At 45.6% G+C, this 14,115-nt stretch carries 12 protein-coding genes; 5 read left to right on the top strand and 7 right to left on the bottom strand.

All coding sequences use genetic code 11. The features are described from left to right. From BG32_RS08800 to BG32_RS08780, 4 genes are all read left to right on the top strand, one after another. Window positions 1-1,312: alpha-N-arabinofuranosidase (locus BG32_RS08800; RefSeq protein WP_121526692.1), on the top strand; the 1,312-nt coding region annotated here is incomplete at its 5' end. A gap of 104 nt (window positions 1,313-1,416) precedes the next feature. After that, entirely contained in the window at window positions 1,417-2,928 is a 1,512-nt protein-coding gene (locus BG32_RS08795) for an FGGY-family carbohydrate kinase (protein WP_121526691.1), read from the top strand. Window positions 2,929-3,703: 775 nt separating this feature from the next. Beyond that, window positions 3,704-5,209, top strand: coding sequence for an L-arabinose isomerase (gene araA, locus BG32_RS08785; protein ID WP_041928474.1), 1,506 nt, complete (start codon window positions 3,704-3,706; stop codon window positions 5,207-5,209). Window positions 5,210-5,260: 51 nt separating this feature from the next. Further along, complete coding sequence (locus BG32_RS08780; RefSeq protein WP_014731617.1) at window positions 5,261-5,950, top strand: L-ribulose-5-phosphate 4-epimerase; 690 nt, start codon at window positions 5,261-5,263, stop codon at window positions 5,948-5,950. A 136-nt stretch (window positions 5,951-6,086) separates the two neighbouring features. Here BG32_RS08780 and BG32_RS08775 read toward each other — a convergent pair whose 3' ends face one another. From BG32_RS08775 to BG32_RS16520, 7 genes are read right to left on the bottom strand one after another with little or no spacing between them, the layout of a single operon-like run. Next, window positions 6,087-6,704, bottom strand: a complete 618-nt coding sequence (locus BG32_RS08775) for a metal-dependent hydrolase (RefSeq protein ID WP_236609259.1) — start codon at window positions 6,702-6,704, stop codon at window positions 6,087-6,089. Then, complete coding sequence (locus BG32_RS08770) at window positions 6,688-7,194, bottom strand: hypothetical protein (RefSeq protein WP_014731615.1); 507 nt, start codon at window positions 7,192-7,194, stop codon at window positions 6,688-6,690. The genes BG32_RS08775 and BG32_RS08770 overlap by 17 nt, the downstream gene beginning before the upstream one ends. A 10-nt stretch (window positions 7,195-7,204) precedes the next feature. Then, window positions 7,205-8,074: a DUF4895 domain-containing protein gene (locus BG32_RS08765; protein WP_014731614.1), complete on the bottom strand. Its 870-nt coding sequence runs from the start codon at window positions 8,072-8,074 to the stop codon at window positions 7,205-7,207. Then, window positions 8,071-9,264, bottom strand: coding sequence for a VWA-like domain-containing protein (locus BG32_RS08760; RefSeq protein ID WP_014731613.1), 1,194 nt, complete (start codon window positions 9,262-9,264; stop codon window positions 8,071-8,073). Before BG32_RS08760 ends, BG32_RS08765 begins: the two co-directional genes overlap by 4 nt. Next, the gene (locus BG32_RS08755; RefSeq protein WP_014731612.1) at window positions 9,254-10,351 is read right to left on the bottom strand and encodes an AAA family ATPase; all 1,098 of its coding nucleotides are present in this window, start codon (window positions 10,349-10,351) and stop codon (window positions 9,254-9,256) included. Before BG32_RS08755 ends, BG32_RS08760 begins: the two co-directional genes overlap by 11 nt. Window positions 10,352-10,374: 23 nt before the next feature. Next, window positions 10,375-11,226 carry a hypothetical protein gene (locus BG32_RS16525; RefSeq protein ID WP_259459633.1) on the bottom strand — a complete coding sequence of 284 codons (852 nt, stop codon included), beginning with the start codon at window positions 11,224-11,226 and terminating at the stop codon, window positions 10,375-10,377. Next, complete coding sequence (locus BG32_RS16520; RefSeq protein ID WP_259459632.1) at window positions 11,217-11,990, bottom strand: hypothetical protein; 774 nt, start codon at window positions 11,988-11,990, stop codon at window positions 11,217-11,219. The genes BG32_RS16525 and BG32_RS16520 overlap by 10 nt, the downstream gene beginning before the upstream one ends. A gap of 532 nt (window positions 11,991-12,522) precedes the next feature. Between BG32_RS16520 and BG32_RS08740 the strand changes: the two genes are divergently transcribed. Further along, window positions 12,523-14,106 carry an IS1634 family transposase gene (locus BG32_RS08740; RefSeq protein WP_121526690.1) on the top strand — a complete coding sequence of 528 codons (1,584 nt, stop codon included), beginning with the start codon at window positions 12,523-12,525 and terminating at the stop codon, window positions 14,104-14,106. Window positions 14,107-14,115: the final 9 nt, after the last annotated feature.

Here is a 14,115-nt window from a genome sequence, read left to right as displayed (position 1 = left end):
AATCAAGTGCCCAATTCTTAGATGGCCCGGCGGTAACTTCGTGTCTGCCTATCACTGGGAAGACGGGATCGGCCCTCTCGAGAAGCGTCCCCAGCTCCCGAACTACATTTGGGGAGGTGTGGAATCAAACAGATTCGGTACAGATGAGTTCATACAGTACTGCAGAGAGATTGACACCGAGCCTTACCTAGCAGTCAGTTTGGGAACCGCTACTCTCGACGAGGCGATCTCCTGGCTAGAATACTGTAATCTGGACACCCCTACGAAGTACTCCAGAATGAGGAAAGAAAACGGTCACCCAGAACCTTACGGTGTAAAGTATTGGGGAATCGGGAACGAAGTATACGGACCGTGGCAGGTGGGTCATTGCAGTGCGGCTGAATACGCCGAGAAACTTCGTCAGTACACCCAGTTCATGAAGGGCGTAGATCGATCAATAAAGGTGATAGCAGTCGGTGCAGACGACCCCAACTGGGATCTGACGGTTTTGAAACACGCGGGGCATTTGATAGATTACATCTCGATCCACGAATATCACGGGTCCGATGATTATCTTGGAACAGTAGCCTCCGTCTACTATTGCGAACAGAGACTGAGACTACTCGAAGCGCTGATAAAGCACCTGCGCCTCGATCATGTGAAGATTTCTTTTGACGAGTGGAATGTATGGTACAAGATAAGCGCGGAAAAGGAAGGCATGGACAAGGGCATCGTTCTACTTGAAGAACCCTATGCCCTGAAGGACGGCCTCTTTGCGGCGGGAATCTTTGTGGTCATGCATAGAATGGCCGATACCGTGCAAATGGCCAATCTTGCTCAGATGGTAAACGCTCTGGGCATGATAAAAACGAAGGGAGATGAAATGGTTCTCACTCCCATTTACCATGCTTTCGACCTCTTCGTTAATCACACCGGTAGAACTAGACTAAACATGGCGGTAGACTGCGATACCTACGACATCAATACGAGAACCTTCGTTGAGGGACGAAACAGCTTCAAGCTGAGCGGCGTACCTTATGTTGACGGGTCGGCAACCTATGACGAAGAGAAACAAGTTCTAAGCGTCGCGCTAATTAACTACTACCAAAGGGAAGAGGAAGTACGTCTGGATCTATCGGGAATCGAGGTCAAGAAGAGGGCGGTTCTAAATGTGCTGACCGGTTCCGCTCCCGATGAGATGAACGATTTTGACAATCCAGATCGAATAAGAGTTCAAAAAAAGGTGTTAGATAACTGTTCTACGGAGATGTTCCTTAAACTCGATCCGATGTCGGCAAATGTAATCGAGTTCTCGCTGGAAAGTGGTCTGTAAGACCCTGGAAGGAAGGCGAAGTGTTCGGTTCCGGCGAACCTGGATTGGATGAGATACAATCTTGGTTAAGGCATGAAAATGACGAAATCTAGAAGGTGATATGTATGTACTTAATCGGATGTGACATTGGAACTCAGGGGACGAAGAGCGTACTGGTGAATGAAAGAGGAGAGGTCCTCTTAGAAGCTCAAAGGGAGTACGACGTAATAAAGCCAGGTTCAAATTGGGCCGAGCAATGGCCAGATGTCTGGGCAAAGGCCGCTTTCGACACAATAAGGGAAGTTGCTGAAAAAGCGGATGTTACAAAGAAGGAAATCGCCGGATTAGCTATCAGTGGCCTTTACGGTGGATCCGGCATTCCCGTTGATAGAGAGATGAAGCCACTACATCCATGCCTGATCTGGATGGATCGACGGGCGACCGCTCAGACAAGCTGGGTGAAGGAAAACATTCCTGAGGAGAAAATCTTCTCAATAACGGGAAACTATGTAGATTCTTATTACGGCTTCACAAAAATCATGTGGCTCAGAGACAACAGACCGGAAGTCTGGAAAAAGACTTATGAATTTGTGACGCCGAAAGACTATGTGGTTTATCTGCTTACGGGTGAAGACGCGATCGATTATTCCTCTGCAGGAAATATTGGAGGCGTCTTCGATATAAGGAAATTGACGTGGTCCAGGGAGATGTGCGAAGCTCTGGGAATACCAATGGAACTTCTTCCAGAAAGAATCGTGAAGTCTAGCGATATCGTTGGCAGAGTAACTGCCGAAAGCTCGAAGTTGTGTGGTCTGCTCGAAGGAACTCCAGTCGTTTCAGGGGGCATAGATGCGCCGGTTGCCCAGCTTTCCGCAGGAGCACTCGAAGAGGGTGAACATGTTGCGATGGTAGGGACTTCTACGTGCTGGGGGACGGTCCACGATGGAAAGGAAATGCCGTTTGGTCTGGTCAGTTTTCCATATGTGGTTCACGATACCGAAAGAATCTACTCTTTTGGAGGCTCGGCAACCACGGGAGCTCTTGCAAAATGGTTCAAGGATGAATTCGCAGACAGCGAAGAGTCTGTCGGAAAAAGAACTGGAACGTCTCCTTACCAGTTGCTGGATAGGGAAGTTGAAAAGATTCCAGCCGGAAGCGATGGACTAATAGTCCTCCCGTATTTCATGGGTGAGCGTTCTCCGATTTGGGATCCTTTTGCCAAGGGGGTTTTCTTTGGAGTGACTCTTGTTCACACAAGAGCGCATATGTACAAGGCTCTCATGGAAGGTGCTGCATACGCACTGAGGCACAACATGGAAAATGGAATCAAGGCTGGATTGAAACTTGACGATGAATGCTGGATAGTCGGCGGAGTGGCCAAATCTACGGTTTGGAACAAGATCTTTGCCGATATTACGGGATATAAGATGAGACAGGTATCCAGTCTCGTTGAGGCGCCTTTCGGTGACGCATTCCTCGCAGGCCTTGGAGTTGGGCTCATAGATAAACCCGAAAGAATCAAAGACTGGGTCAAATTCAGAGATCCGATTAGCCCCGACCCAAACCATAGGGAGATCTACGAGAAACAGTATTCTCTTTTCCGGGAGCTGTACGAGAAAACCAAGGAGACTATGTGAAGATGGTCTAAGCGGTGAGAATGTATACCAGCAATAAGAGTTGAGACGGGAAACGATCTTTTGAGGAAACTTGAAGCTCGAAGTAAGTAGCTGAAAGTCATCGGCCGATGCACAGAAGGCTTTTTAGAGAGGTCGTTATCGATTTATCGCTGAATGGTCTCCGTCTAGCTGGTCGAAGAGCTTAAAAGATACTCTGGATCCGTTTGTTCGGAACTGTTAAGTTCTCATTTAGCGCACTAAGACATTGAAAAGTTTAAGACGGCCGAGTTCGATGAAGCCTATTGACTCAAGGTAAGGAGACTAGCTTCATGTTAGATTCGTGGAATTTCACGGGCCAAGCATGAGCTTCATATAGTTTTTCGCCTCATGCGATTGACAAATCAAAATGTTCGAAACCTCTCCTGATTTTCTAAGGTAAGTGGGAGCAGATGTGCATGAGATTTGTTCGTGTCAGCTCCTAGAACACTAGAAGAAATGGAAATCATGAATCTCCTAGACAGATTCGAGGACCTGGTTCCAAAGCCAGGTGAGGGAGTTATGAGACGGCTTGATTGATTTCGGAAACAAAGCGTCGGCTGAGTTAAGAGGTGCAGAATCATTCATGCTTGACGAAACTAAATCCATAGGTTACGACAAAGCAATGAAATCTCGAAAGCCATCAATATATTTTGGTCTCAAGCGCTCCAAAAATCTACCGTTATTTGTAGCCTTAAAGCTTCAATGCTTTTTGGATAAACATGGGTGACCAATCTCTTTGCGAAAAGGAGGACTGATTATCATCAGCACAGATAGCCTTGAAGTTTGGTTTTTGACGGGAAGCCAAGAGCTATATGGTAAAGAAGTTTTAAGAAAGGTCGAAGAGAACTCTAAAAAGCTAGTGAACGCTCTCAATGAGAAGATAACTGCCCCAGCAAAAATCATGTGGAAACCCGTGCTAAAAGATGCAATTCAGATAAAAGCAACAATTGATGAAGCGAACTCCAACAACAAATGCATCGGTTTGATCGCATGGATGCATACGTTTTCACCGGCGAAGATGTGGATCGCCGGTCTGAAATCCGTTGACAAACCCTTTCTTCATCTCCATACCCAGTTCGAACAGAAGATACCGTGGGATACCATCGATATGGATTACATGAATACGAACCAATCTGCTCACGGGGGAAGGGAGTTCGGATTCATCTCCACAAGGCTAGAACTGAAGCGCAAGGTAATTGCCGGACACTGGACGGACAAGGCTGTCATTGCAAAGCTTGAAGACTGGCTTAGGGCGGCTCTAGGCTGGAATGAAGCACATAGACTCAAGGTCGCAAGATTGGGAGACAATATGCGGGACGTTGCCGTTACCGAAGGAAACAAGGTAGACGCCCAGATCGACTTCGGTTACGAAATCCATGGCTTTGCGGTCGGAGATTACATAGAAGGATACTTCAAGAAAGTGAAAAAAAGCGAAGCAGAGGAACTAGTTAAGGAATACTTGAAAGAGTATCCCGTTGTGAAATCGACGGTCTCTGAAGAAGAATTTCAGGCTTCAGTTCGCGAAGCCGCAAGGATAGAAATCTCTTTGAGAAGGTTTCTGGAAGATGGTGGCTTCAAGGCGTTCACAACTACATTTGAAGATCTTCACGGAATGAAACAGCTTCCGGGGATAGCAGTCCAAAGACTTATGAGGGACGGTTACGGCTTCGGAGGAGAGGGAGACTGGAAATCGGCTGCCCTTGTAAGAATCATGAAGGTAATGGCCGAAGGCATCGATAAAGGAACATCATTTATCGAAGACTACGTATATCACTTTGAACCGGGAAACGTGAAGGAGTTAGGGGCACACATGCTCGAGGTATGTGAATCGATAGCCGACGGTACTCCTTCTTTAGAAGTCCATCCTCTATCGATAGGAGGTAAGGAACCTCCGACAAGGCTAGTGTTCAATGCGAAAGCGGGACCCGCTGTTCAGGCCTGTATCGTCGAATTCGGAGATAGATTCAGAATGATCGTAAATGAGCTGGATGTTGTTAAGCAGGAGGTAGCGATGCCCAAACTGCCTGTAGCAAGGGCCCTATGGATTCCGAAACCTGATTTATCAACTGCCGCAACAGCCTGGATTCTGGCCGGTGGGGCACATCATTCAAGCATGAGTTACACGGTCACCACAGAACAGCTTGAAGATCTTTGTGAGATGTTCGGGATTGAAATCGTCGTGATAGATGAAAATACAGACATTAGGGAGTTCAAAAAGGAACTTAGATACAATGAAATATACTACAAACTGAAGAAGCTTTGACCTTAGCTCTGTCATGGAAATTGCTCACGCTGAATGTGAAAGGAAGAGAATATGCTGAATAAGCTTAAGGAGGAAGTCTACAAGGCTAATATCGCTATCTGTGAGTCTGGACTGGTAAAGCTTACCTGGGGAAATGCCAGCGCAATATCTAGAGAAGAAGGTCTAGTTGTTATTAAACCCAGTGGGGTAGACTATTCCGTACTTTCGCCGGACGACATGGTGGTTGTCGATCTCGAAGAAAGAGTAGTGGAAGGTCGCCTTAAACCTTCTTCAGATACACCGACTCACATCTTTCTCTACAGATCCTTCCGTGAAATAGGCGGAATAGTTCACACTCATTCAACCTGGGCAACAGCTTGGGCGCAGGCTTGTAGGAGTATTCCATGCTTTGGTACGACCCATGCAGACCACTTCTACAAAGAAGTGCCCTGCACGAGATTTCTGAAAGCTGAAGAAGTCGAAAACGATTACGAACTAAATACGGGTAAGATAATAGGAGAGACCTTTTCCACTAGAGATTACCAAAGAACTCCCGGAGTGCTGGTAGCCGGTCACGCACCTTTTACCTGGGGAAAAGATGTGAAGGATGCCGTTAAGAACAGCATAATTCTAGAGGAAATTGCAAAGATGGCATGCCTGACGCTTTTGATCAAAGGGGAAACGCAAGTGCTTCCTGAGTATATAATGAACAAACACTATTTCCGGAAGCACGGCAAAGATGCTTATTACGGGCAGAAATAGAACTGAAGAAGGCAGTCCTACTCCAGAAAGAACTGATAGAACGACTCGATAAAGAGGGCTTTAAACTGCCCCTGTTCGATAATTAAGTAAAGACAATCTTTGGCAGCATCGGAAATTTCTCGGGAACAGGCGGAAGTTACAGAATGGTATTACTCTCTTGCCCGGGGTCGGATCTTCGTGTTCTTTTGACCCCGTGGATTTTATCAAGAAGCAGATGTAGACAGTAGCCGCTTGAACCGGCTATACCCAGAAAGATTGTCTCCGTATGATTCATTGAACCGCCAAACGATTCCAGTTTGAAAATCACAACACTTTCGATTACCAGCCCATATAGAAGACTTCCCCATACTGTATGAAAGAAGCCTCTGTGACTGAGAAGGTTTGTCAGTTTGGATACAACCAGTCCGGAAATAATGGCAAGTGAAAAGGAAAGCGTAACTGCCACGGGCAGTGAAGGAAGCCTGGAAAGCAGGAATGGCTGAACCCTGGGCGAAATTATGGAAATGTAAAGAGCAGAAGCAACAAAGCTTGCGATTAGTATTTCGATAATTCTCTTTATCAACGCGCTTTTCGAATCTATGTCGGGCAGATCGCTTCCAAGGACATAGAGAAGGTACCCAGAACCTATCAAGCTACTATCCTGAAGCTGTTGGACTGGCAAGAGCTCGATAGCACTCAGTGAAAGCAAGGTGAATATCGGGTAGGAAGCGATACCCCAGTATATGTGTGTCTTAAAGTCAGCCATCTTCCTCACTGCCAAACTTCGTCCCCCGACTCGAAATATCGACATAGAGAAGCACATCTTTCAGCGATATACTCATACCGCATTCTACTTCGTCGGGAACGGGTTCATTCAAATCGACCGGATATAGAGATGTCCGATTGCATAGAGAGAGGTTGACTCTTGAGAAACGTTTGTACAAAGCCGTTATTTCCTCCTCCTCGACATTGAGCCCAACGGTCGCCGTTATGCCCGACATAAAGAGATACTCAAGATCATCGAGATCAATCTTCACTGAATCTGAGCTGAGTCTCCCTTCTGATGGAGTACAGAAAAGAATGAGCTCTCTCGAAAGATTGTAAAACGGTGTACCTTCCAGTCTCTCGTACGTTCTATATTTGTCGACAGTAGTTTCATCTGCAAGAAGAACTTGACCAGTATATTCGATCAAGTCTCCGGCCTTCAACTTTCGAATATTCTTTATCGATATCGGATAGAACATTTTAAGCGTTTGCCTTGCCAAATCACACCACCTATTTGCTCAGCGGAAAATCAGTATGAATGAATCTCAACATGCTTTCTATCGTTTCAGATATGAATTTCGAGTAGTATTTGTAGAATGCTTCAAGCCTTTCGTATACTGGCTTTGAGTCTACTAGATCTATCTCGAAAACAGTTGCAACCGGTCTCGAGATATTCATGTCGGGAGTTACACTCGAGTTTCTGAGAACGTCACACTGTTTTGTTACCTCGATCCTGAACAACCTTGAAAGCTCCATAGTTATAGAACGGTCGATGTTTTCATTTATCTTTGGTAGACCAAAGGCGATTTTTAGAATGTTTTGAAAGGGAAAAACAAGGACTTCTCCGTCGTCGAACTCAATCCACTTTCTATAATTTTCTCTGCAAATAGAGAACAGCGTATCATCGATAACTTCCGACAGCCTGAAGTAATCCTTTCCGCGCAGGGAGTCCTTCAGAATCTCTTTACGTAGAAGCCTTTCATTACCATAATAAGCAAGGAAGTAAAGCTTCAAAGGACTTTGAAAGATCGCTCGATGGTATGTCAGTTCCGTTTCGTCCCCAAAGAAACTGGCGAATGCTTCCATGAACGGGTTCTCGACTTCGTTTGGGAACCGGTACAAGGCGCTTGCTGTCTCAAATGGGGATGAGTTTGAAAGACCCACATAACCTCTGCCTTCGCTGTCCACAAAGACCGAAAGAACGGGAGCGTTCCTTTTTGAAGTCTGAACTACCAGTGTCATGAAGTGGCCAAAAGCATTGTCCAGTCGATCAGAGTGGTCTCCGACAAGTTTTGCCCACGAGGCGAAGCTGTCTTCAACTCCTTCGTAGACTCTCCTGAGAATTTCCCTGTAGCTTTCGGGGCCGGAATAGTAAGTCACTTAAGAAACACCACCGACGAACGTCCGTATATTGATTTTGCTTCTTCAGCAAAATCTGAATTGTGGCTCTTTGGTAGAACGAACAATACTCTTCTCGAAACTGTAGGCAAATCCGTGAACCCGTCGGTGAAGAGGAGGAGACCTTCAGGTCTCAGCTTTTCCTGAGCGTAATCGACGGCCGGCTGAAGATCAGTTTCCCCTCTTCCCATGAGCTTAAGGTCTCTCCACATTCCCTTTCCATATTTCATCACGCTCTGAACCGTCTCATCAACCTGCACCAGCCAGACCCTGGAATCTGTAACTCTTGTAACTTCGTCTATCTCACTGAAGAAAGAGTTGAACTCCTCTTCGATAATGCTGCCACTGGTATCGACCACTACTACCAGCTTTGCCGCATAGTCGTTTCTCCATCCCGGTTGATCATCATATCTTCGGTTGGGCCTCATCGGAGTTCTGTACCTTCCAACCTGCATGGAGGAACCAAAGAAACGTCGAATCATATTTCTCCAGTCCAGAACGGGATTGTCGAGAACCAGCTTCATAACTCCCTCGAGACCTTCTGGCATGCCGGTCTTGGCCTTTTCCATAGTCTCAGAGATCACCTGCTTCAGTAGATCCTCTACAAACTCCTTGGGAAGCTCGAACTTGCCAAAGTCCTCATGTGAATCCGGCCTGGAGATATTTGAATCCAGTAGTTCGAGATCAATGGTCTTGTTCTTCTTCATGAAGTCAAGTCCCCAGTCGTGATAGAACTCTGCCGTCATTCCCGGATACTGCATTGGAGGTCCGACGAAAAACCTCTCGTTGTCGGTCCCGCAGCCTTCTTTCAAAATCGAATCCATTGGGAGGCTGAACGCATCGAGTTCCCGTATGAACTGATTCACGGCCGCGTCCATCGACAGATCCCACAGCATTTTTTCTCTGGACTTGCTTACCGGTATCAGTATGTGACCATTTACTATGTGGAGACACTCATGTTTTAGTAATGCCTTTGTGAAAGCCAGAGGTTTATTTCGAAGAGTATCTGGATTGTATAGGAGCTGAAACCTTCCTCTTGAACTCACTCGTAGTTTCAACGTTCTGACTGCAACCGAGGGGATTCTATCTATGAATAGGAGGAGAAAATTGTAGAAAGGACTGTCTTTTCCCAATTCAAAGACTGCCCGTTCCATCAATTCCTCATTTATCATCCTTTTCGCTCCTCTGAAGGAATTTCAGAACATCGTGATCCATTGCCAGTTCCTCAAGAAGATTCTCATAAAAAGCCCGTTTCAGTCCCTTCTCTCCTTCTACCTGATGAACAATGTGCCTTATCACCGAGAAGAATGAGTCTTTTGGAATCACTTTCCCAATTCTGAGAAGATTACCGGCGATTAGCGGAACGTTCTGAAAGTATTCCTGAACTTGCAAATCATCTAGCTCAGAAAGATGCTTCGTAACACGGAGCACCGAGGCACTGGTCCATGAGATGTCCCCCTCCGAAAGCCTCCCTAGAATGTTCTCGTCAAGATCAAGAAGGAGAGCTCTTGGAGAAGGGAGAAGTTCGCTACCTTGAATCTTGCTCATGAAAGTCCTGGCCGCCTCGGGACCAACAATGCCGGCAGCTATTACATAACCGTATCTCTCGATCTCTTCGCTTGAAAGGTCTGCGAATACTCTTCCAAGCTTATACCAGCTACGGGGGCTCGGCCTCAGCTCGAGACGCATCGAAACTATTGTATCCCTCGAAAGAAACTCCGGATACTCCCTGATAAAATTCGTCACGTTGCTTGGCATTCCCTGAATTTCAGCCCATTTAAGCCACTCATCGGGATCTGGAGTGAGCTCTATGTGGAAGAACCTCGACATGAAGGCGGGGTCAGTTATTAGCTCTACCTGATCGTATTCCTCATCCGGCGGGTTAGCCGCTGCCATTATCCAGCTTCCTTCCGGAAGAAAGTGATTGTGTATTCTTCTATCTATTAAGAGCTGCATTATTGCATTTCTTATCGATCTGTGAGCTCTGTTCACTTCATCTATCATCAATATGACATTTCCTTCGGTTGGCCACCAGTCGGGCCTTAAGAACAGTGTCCGCTCTCCATCCCTTGAAGGCATTCCGATGAGATCACCGGGCTCCATCTGTGAAATCACTAGAATTATCAGTTCTCTGCCCGTCTCGGATGCGATCTCCCTAGCGAGATCTGTCTTTCCCACCCCAAAGTGGCCCCAGAGAAGCGGGATCTCTCCAGACTCCATAATTATTTTACTCAAGTGTTTTGCATCTTGAACCTTCAAGCGTATCCCTCCAAAATCCTCATTCAGACAAAATTATAGCACAGTGATCTGAACGATGCCCAGGCTATAGAGACCCAGAGAGAAACCGGCAAAACAAGTCCTAAGAGCCAGGTAAAGGGTGAAACTATAGGGATATTCATGAAATTAAGAAAAAGACCGATATTTCCGGAAATGTACAGGGTCATTGGAAGCGTTGAAAAAACGGGGAGAAGTGTTGATAGAAGGAAAGATAGAATCGCACCCGAAAGACTTAGTGCCTTAAAAACGTTCTTCGAATCCTTCGTTCCAAAGCTCTTCTCGAGAAATCCCCCTAACAATGAAAGAACGAAGATCGTAGGAATCATAAATAGAATGAAATTCATCATGAAAGTCCCGTACTGTGAAGTGTTGTTGGAGACGTATAAACCCACAAGCAAAATGACGAAAGAATACAGAGAGGTAATAACGAACGATTTCGATAAGATCGTCTTGACCCGCCTGATGGGAAACAACCATGAAGTATCGCCAAGTTGCCTCTCAAAAGCAAAAAGTGCGGTCGAAGAGACAGTTGTGTAGTTACTGAAGAGGAAAACTATAAGACCCAACAGCTGTAAAATACCAAAGCTGCTTAGAAGACCCGGGTTGACAAGGACAACCACAGGGACGAACAGTGAAGGATACAGAACTGCAAACATGAGTTTGGGCTCTCGAAGAAGCAACAATGAATCCTTTATCAGCAGACCCAAAAACAATCCATGAACTTTGAAATCTCCATTTGATTTCGGGGACACATTCCCGATTGGTCTAGTCATAAGCTTCTGGAGAACCTTGCTGTAAAGGAAGATTTCTAGCAGTGCTAGAGAAGAAAAGATACCTATCGAGGATACTATGAACACGGCAAGATCCTTGTACCTCCCGTAATTGCTCTTACAAAGGGCGACCAGGGAAGATAGGGGGAAGTGACAATGCTCTGAAGCCCGCCGAATTGTTCTGCAACCTGATCAGGTTTTGCAAGATCAATTGCGGAAAAGTCCATGAATCTCAATGTGAAAATGAAAACGAAAAGCGTAACCATGGTCATCATAGCCGAAAGCGTCTTAAGAAAGCGCCCCTTAGATAGAAAGACAATCACGAATGAGATTATCGCAGTTATCGCCAGAGTGTTGAGCACGAAGACAAAGAGCAAGACGAGGGCCATCCAGAATCTCCCGTCCGAGTACCCCAAGCCTCTTAATGCGGCCATGAAGACCGGCGCAAAAAGAAGTATGGGCAATCCTCCCGCAGCCAGAACTTCAAGCAACTGAACATTTGCAATAGTGGCTGTCCTTACCGGCAAATTCAGCAGCATTTTAACCCGTTCAGAAAAGAAAAGGTTTGAGACTACAATTGGAAGGTCGCTCCCAAGAAGTATTGAGAATATTATCGCCGAAAAGAATGAGACAACTATCAGTTTTAGATCGATTCCCGTCAGCTCCCTTAACTGATCGGAGAGATCGGCGACCCTGGAGAAATTCGGCACGAGGTAACCTCTCAAGTAGAAGGCAATCGGAACAGCGATCATTATCACGAATGCGACAGCAAGAAAAGAAGCAACAAACGCTCTCTTTCCCTGACGGGTCAGCATTCTCAACCCTTCGACACCTCGCCACTTAAGAATCAACAAGAAATCTCTCATGAAACTATTTTGCCACACTCTACGAGTCTTTAGCCAAAAGGCCTTCTGCGAAATTGACGAACCTCTTTCAATAAAAGCCAGGGTCAAAGTTATCAAAGCTTCATCACGACAAATCTTTATTAACTCAAGAAATTTCTCTTCCAGTCGACAATACCCGGTTATGCATCGTGGCGCAGAAAGAAGTGCCTTCATTCAGGCAGATTACCAATAACAGTGCAATATCGTGTAGGAAGCGTGAGACATTTAAACAGCCAGCTAAACGGTCCATTGTTCTTTTGAGAAGGAGCGAGTACAAACGCAAACAGTTTCCTCCCGAAATGAAAGTATCCAAAAGAGCTTTCGGAAAAGACTGGAGAATACCAATTACCAGTCACTGCTGAACCACTGTTTTGAACCCAAAGTTCCCGAAAAGTCTAACGATGAAAACCTTGTAAAGGGTTGAAAAGACTGAGTTAGGGTTGTTTTCTCTAGGTTTATGCCTCGTTATATATTATAATGTATGTAACGAGGTGAGGAGATGGGGATTGTCTATCAAAAGAACAAGAAAACTGGAATCACATATGTATACAACAATCAAGCCTATTGGGACAAGGAAAAACAACAGTCCAGAGCCAAGAGAACTTTAATCGGCAAGCTGAATACAAGTACTGGAGAAATCGTACCGACCAGGTCATACAGGAAGGATAGCATTTCGAAAAAGCCCGGTCCAGTTCCCATAACCAAAATCCGCAGGGATTTCTATGGTGCTTGCTATCTTCTCGATCAGGTTGGAAAGATCACAGAAGTTGAGGCAGATTTGAAAGCCTGTTTCCCCGACCGTTATAGAATGATTTTATCGGTTGCCTATTATCTTATTCTCGAAGAGAATAACTCCCTCAGTAGGTTTTCCCGTTGGCAGAGATTGCATGCCCATCCTTATGGAGAAGACATACCATCACAGCGCGGTAGTGAGCTGTTTCAATCTATTTCCGAAGAAGAGAGGATGATGTTCTTCAAGAAACAAGGTAGACGTAGAATTGAGAAAGAATACTGGGCCTTTGACATCACTTCCATCTCCAGTTATTCAGAGACACTGAGTCAGGTAAAGAAGGGAAGAAACAAAGAGTACGACAGACTACCTCACATCAACCTCGCCCTTCTCTTCGGTGAACAGTCTGGACTTCCCTTTTACTACCGGAAGCTCCCTGGCAATATCACCGACGTGAAAACAGTCAAGCAGCTTATGGCTGAATTCAATGTCATGGGATACAAAAAGGTAAGTGTCCTTCTTGACAGAGGCTTTTACAGCAGAGAGAACATAAACCTGCTCTTCAAGAACCACCAGAAGTTCATCATTGGTGTCAAACTGAATCTGAATTATGTGAAAGAGATCCTAGAAGAAGAGCGTGAGAACCTTCAACTGTGGTCAAATCTTCAACCTCAGTTCAGAGTATATGGCTTGTGCCGAACAATCCAGTGGGATTATGAGCAGGAAAGACCAAACAAAGGGGACGTATTAAGCTCGAAGAGAAGGGCATATCTTCATCTTTTCTACAATGGCGAGAAGGCCGCCAAAGATCAGGCAGAGATGAACGATTATCTGAGCAGACTATACAGTGACCTTAAGAACAACACACGTGAAGAATACCGCATGAAGGACTACGACAAATACTTTACTGTTACCAGTAAATTCAGGAAAATCACACCGAATGAAGAGGCGATGCGTGAAGCGGCAAGAAACTATGGCTATTTCGCACTGCTTTCCAACGAAGTCAACGATCCCTTCGAGGCCTTATCTCTCTATCGCAGTAAAGACACAGTGGAAAAGGGTTTTGGGAACCTTAAAGACCGGTTGAATTTCCGTAGAATGCAGGTTTCCTCAGAACTATCACTGAATGGAAAGCTGTTTGTCGAGTTTGTCGCCTTGATTTATCTTTCCTACATAAAGAAGAAGATGCAAGAAACCGGTCTCTTCGAGAACTGGACATTGCAGGGTCTCCTCGACGAACTTGACACCATTGAAAGGTTTGAGTCTCCCGAACATGGCCGCATGATCGGAGAAGTCACTAAAAAGCAGGAGGAGATCTATGCCAAGCTGGGGGTGAAATCACCCTCGTTATAATTTCCGGGA

This window comes from Mesotoga sp. HF07.pep.5.2.highcov (assembly GCF_003666285.1).
Classification (GTDB): domain Bacteria; phylum Thermotogota; class Thermotogae; order Petrotogales; family Kosmotogaceae; genus Mesotoga; species Mesotoga prima.
This window is presented reverse-complemented; position numbering and strand designations above follow the sequence as displayed.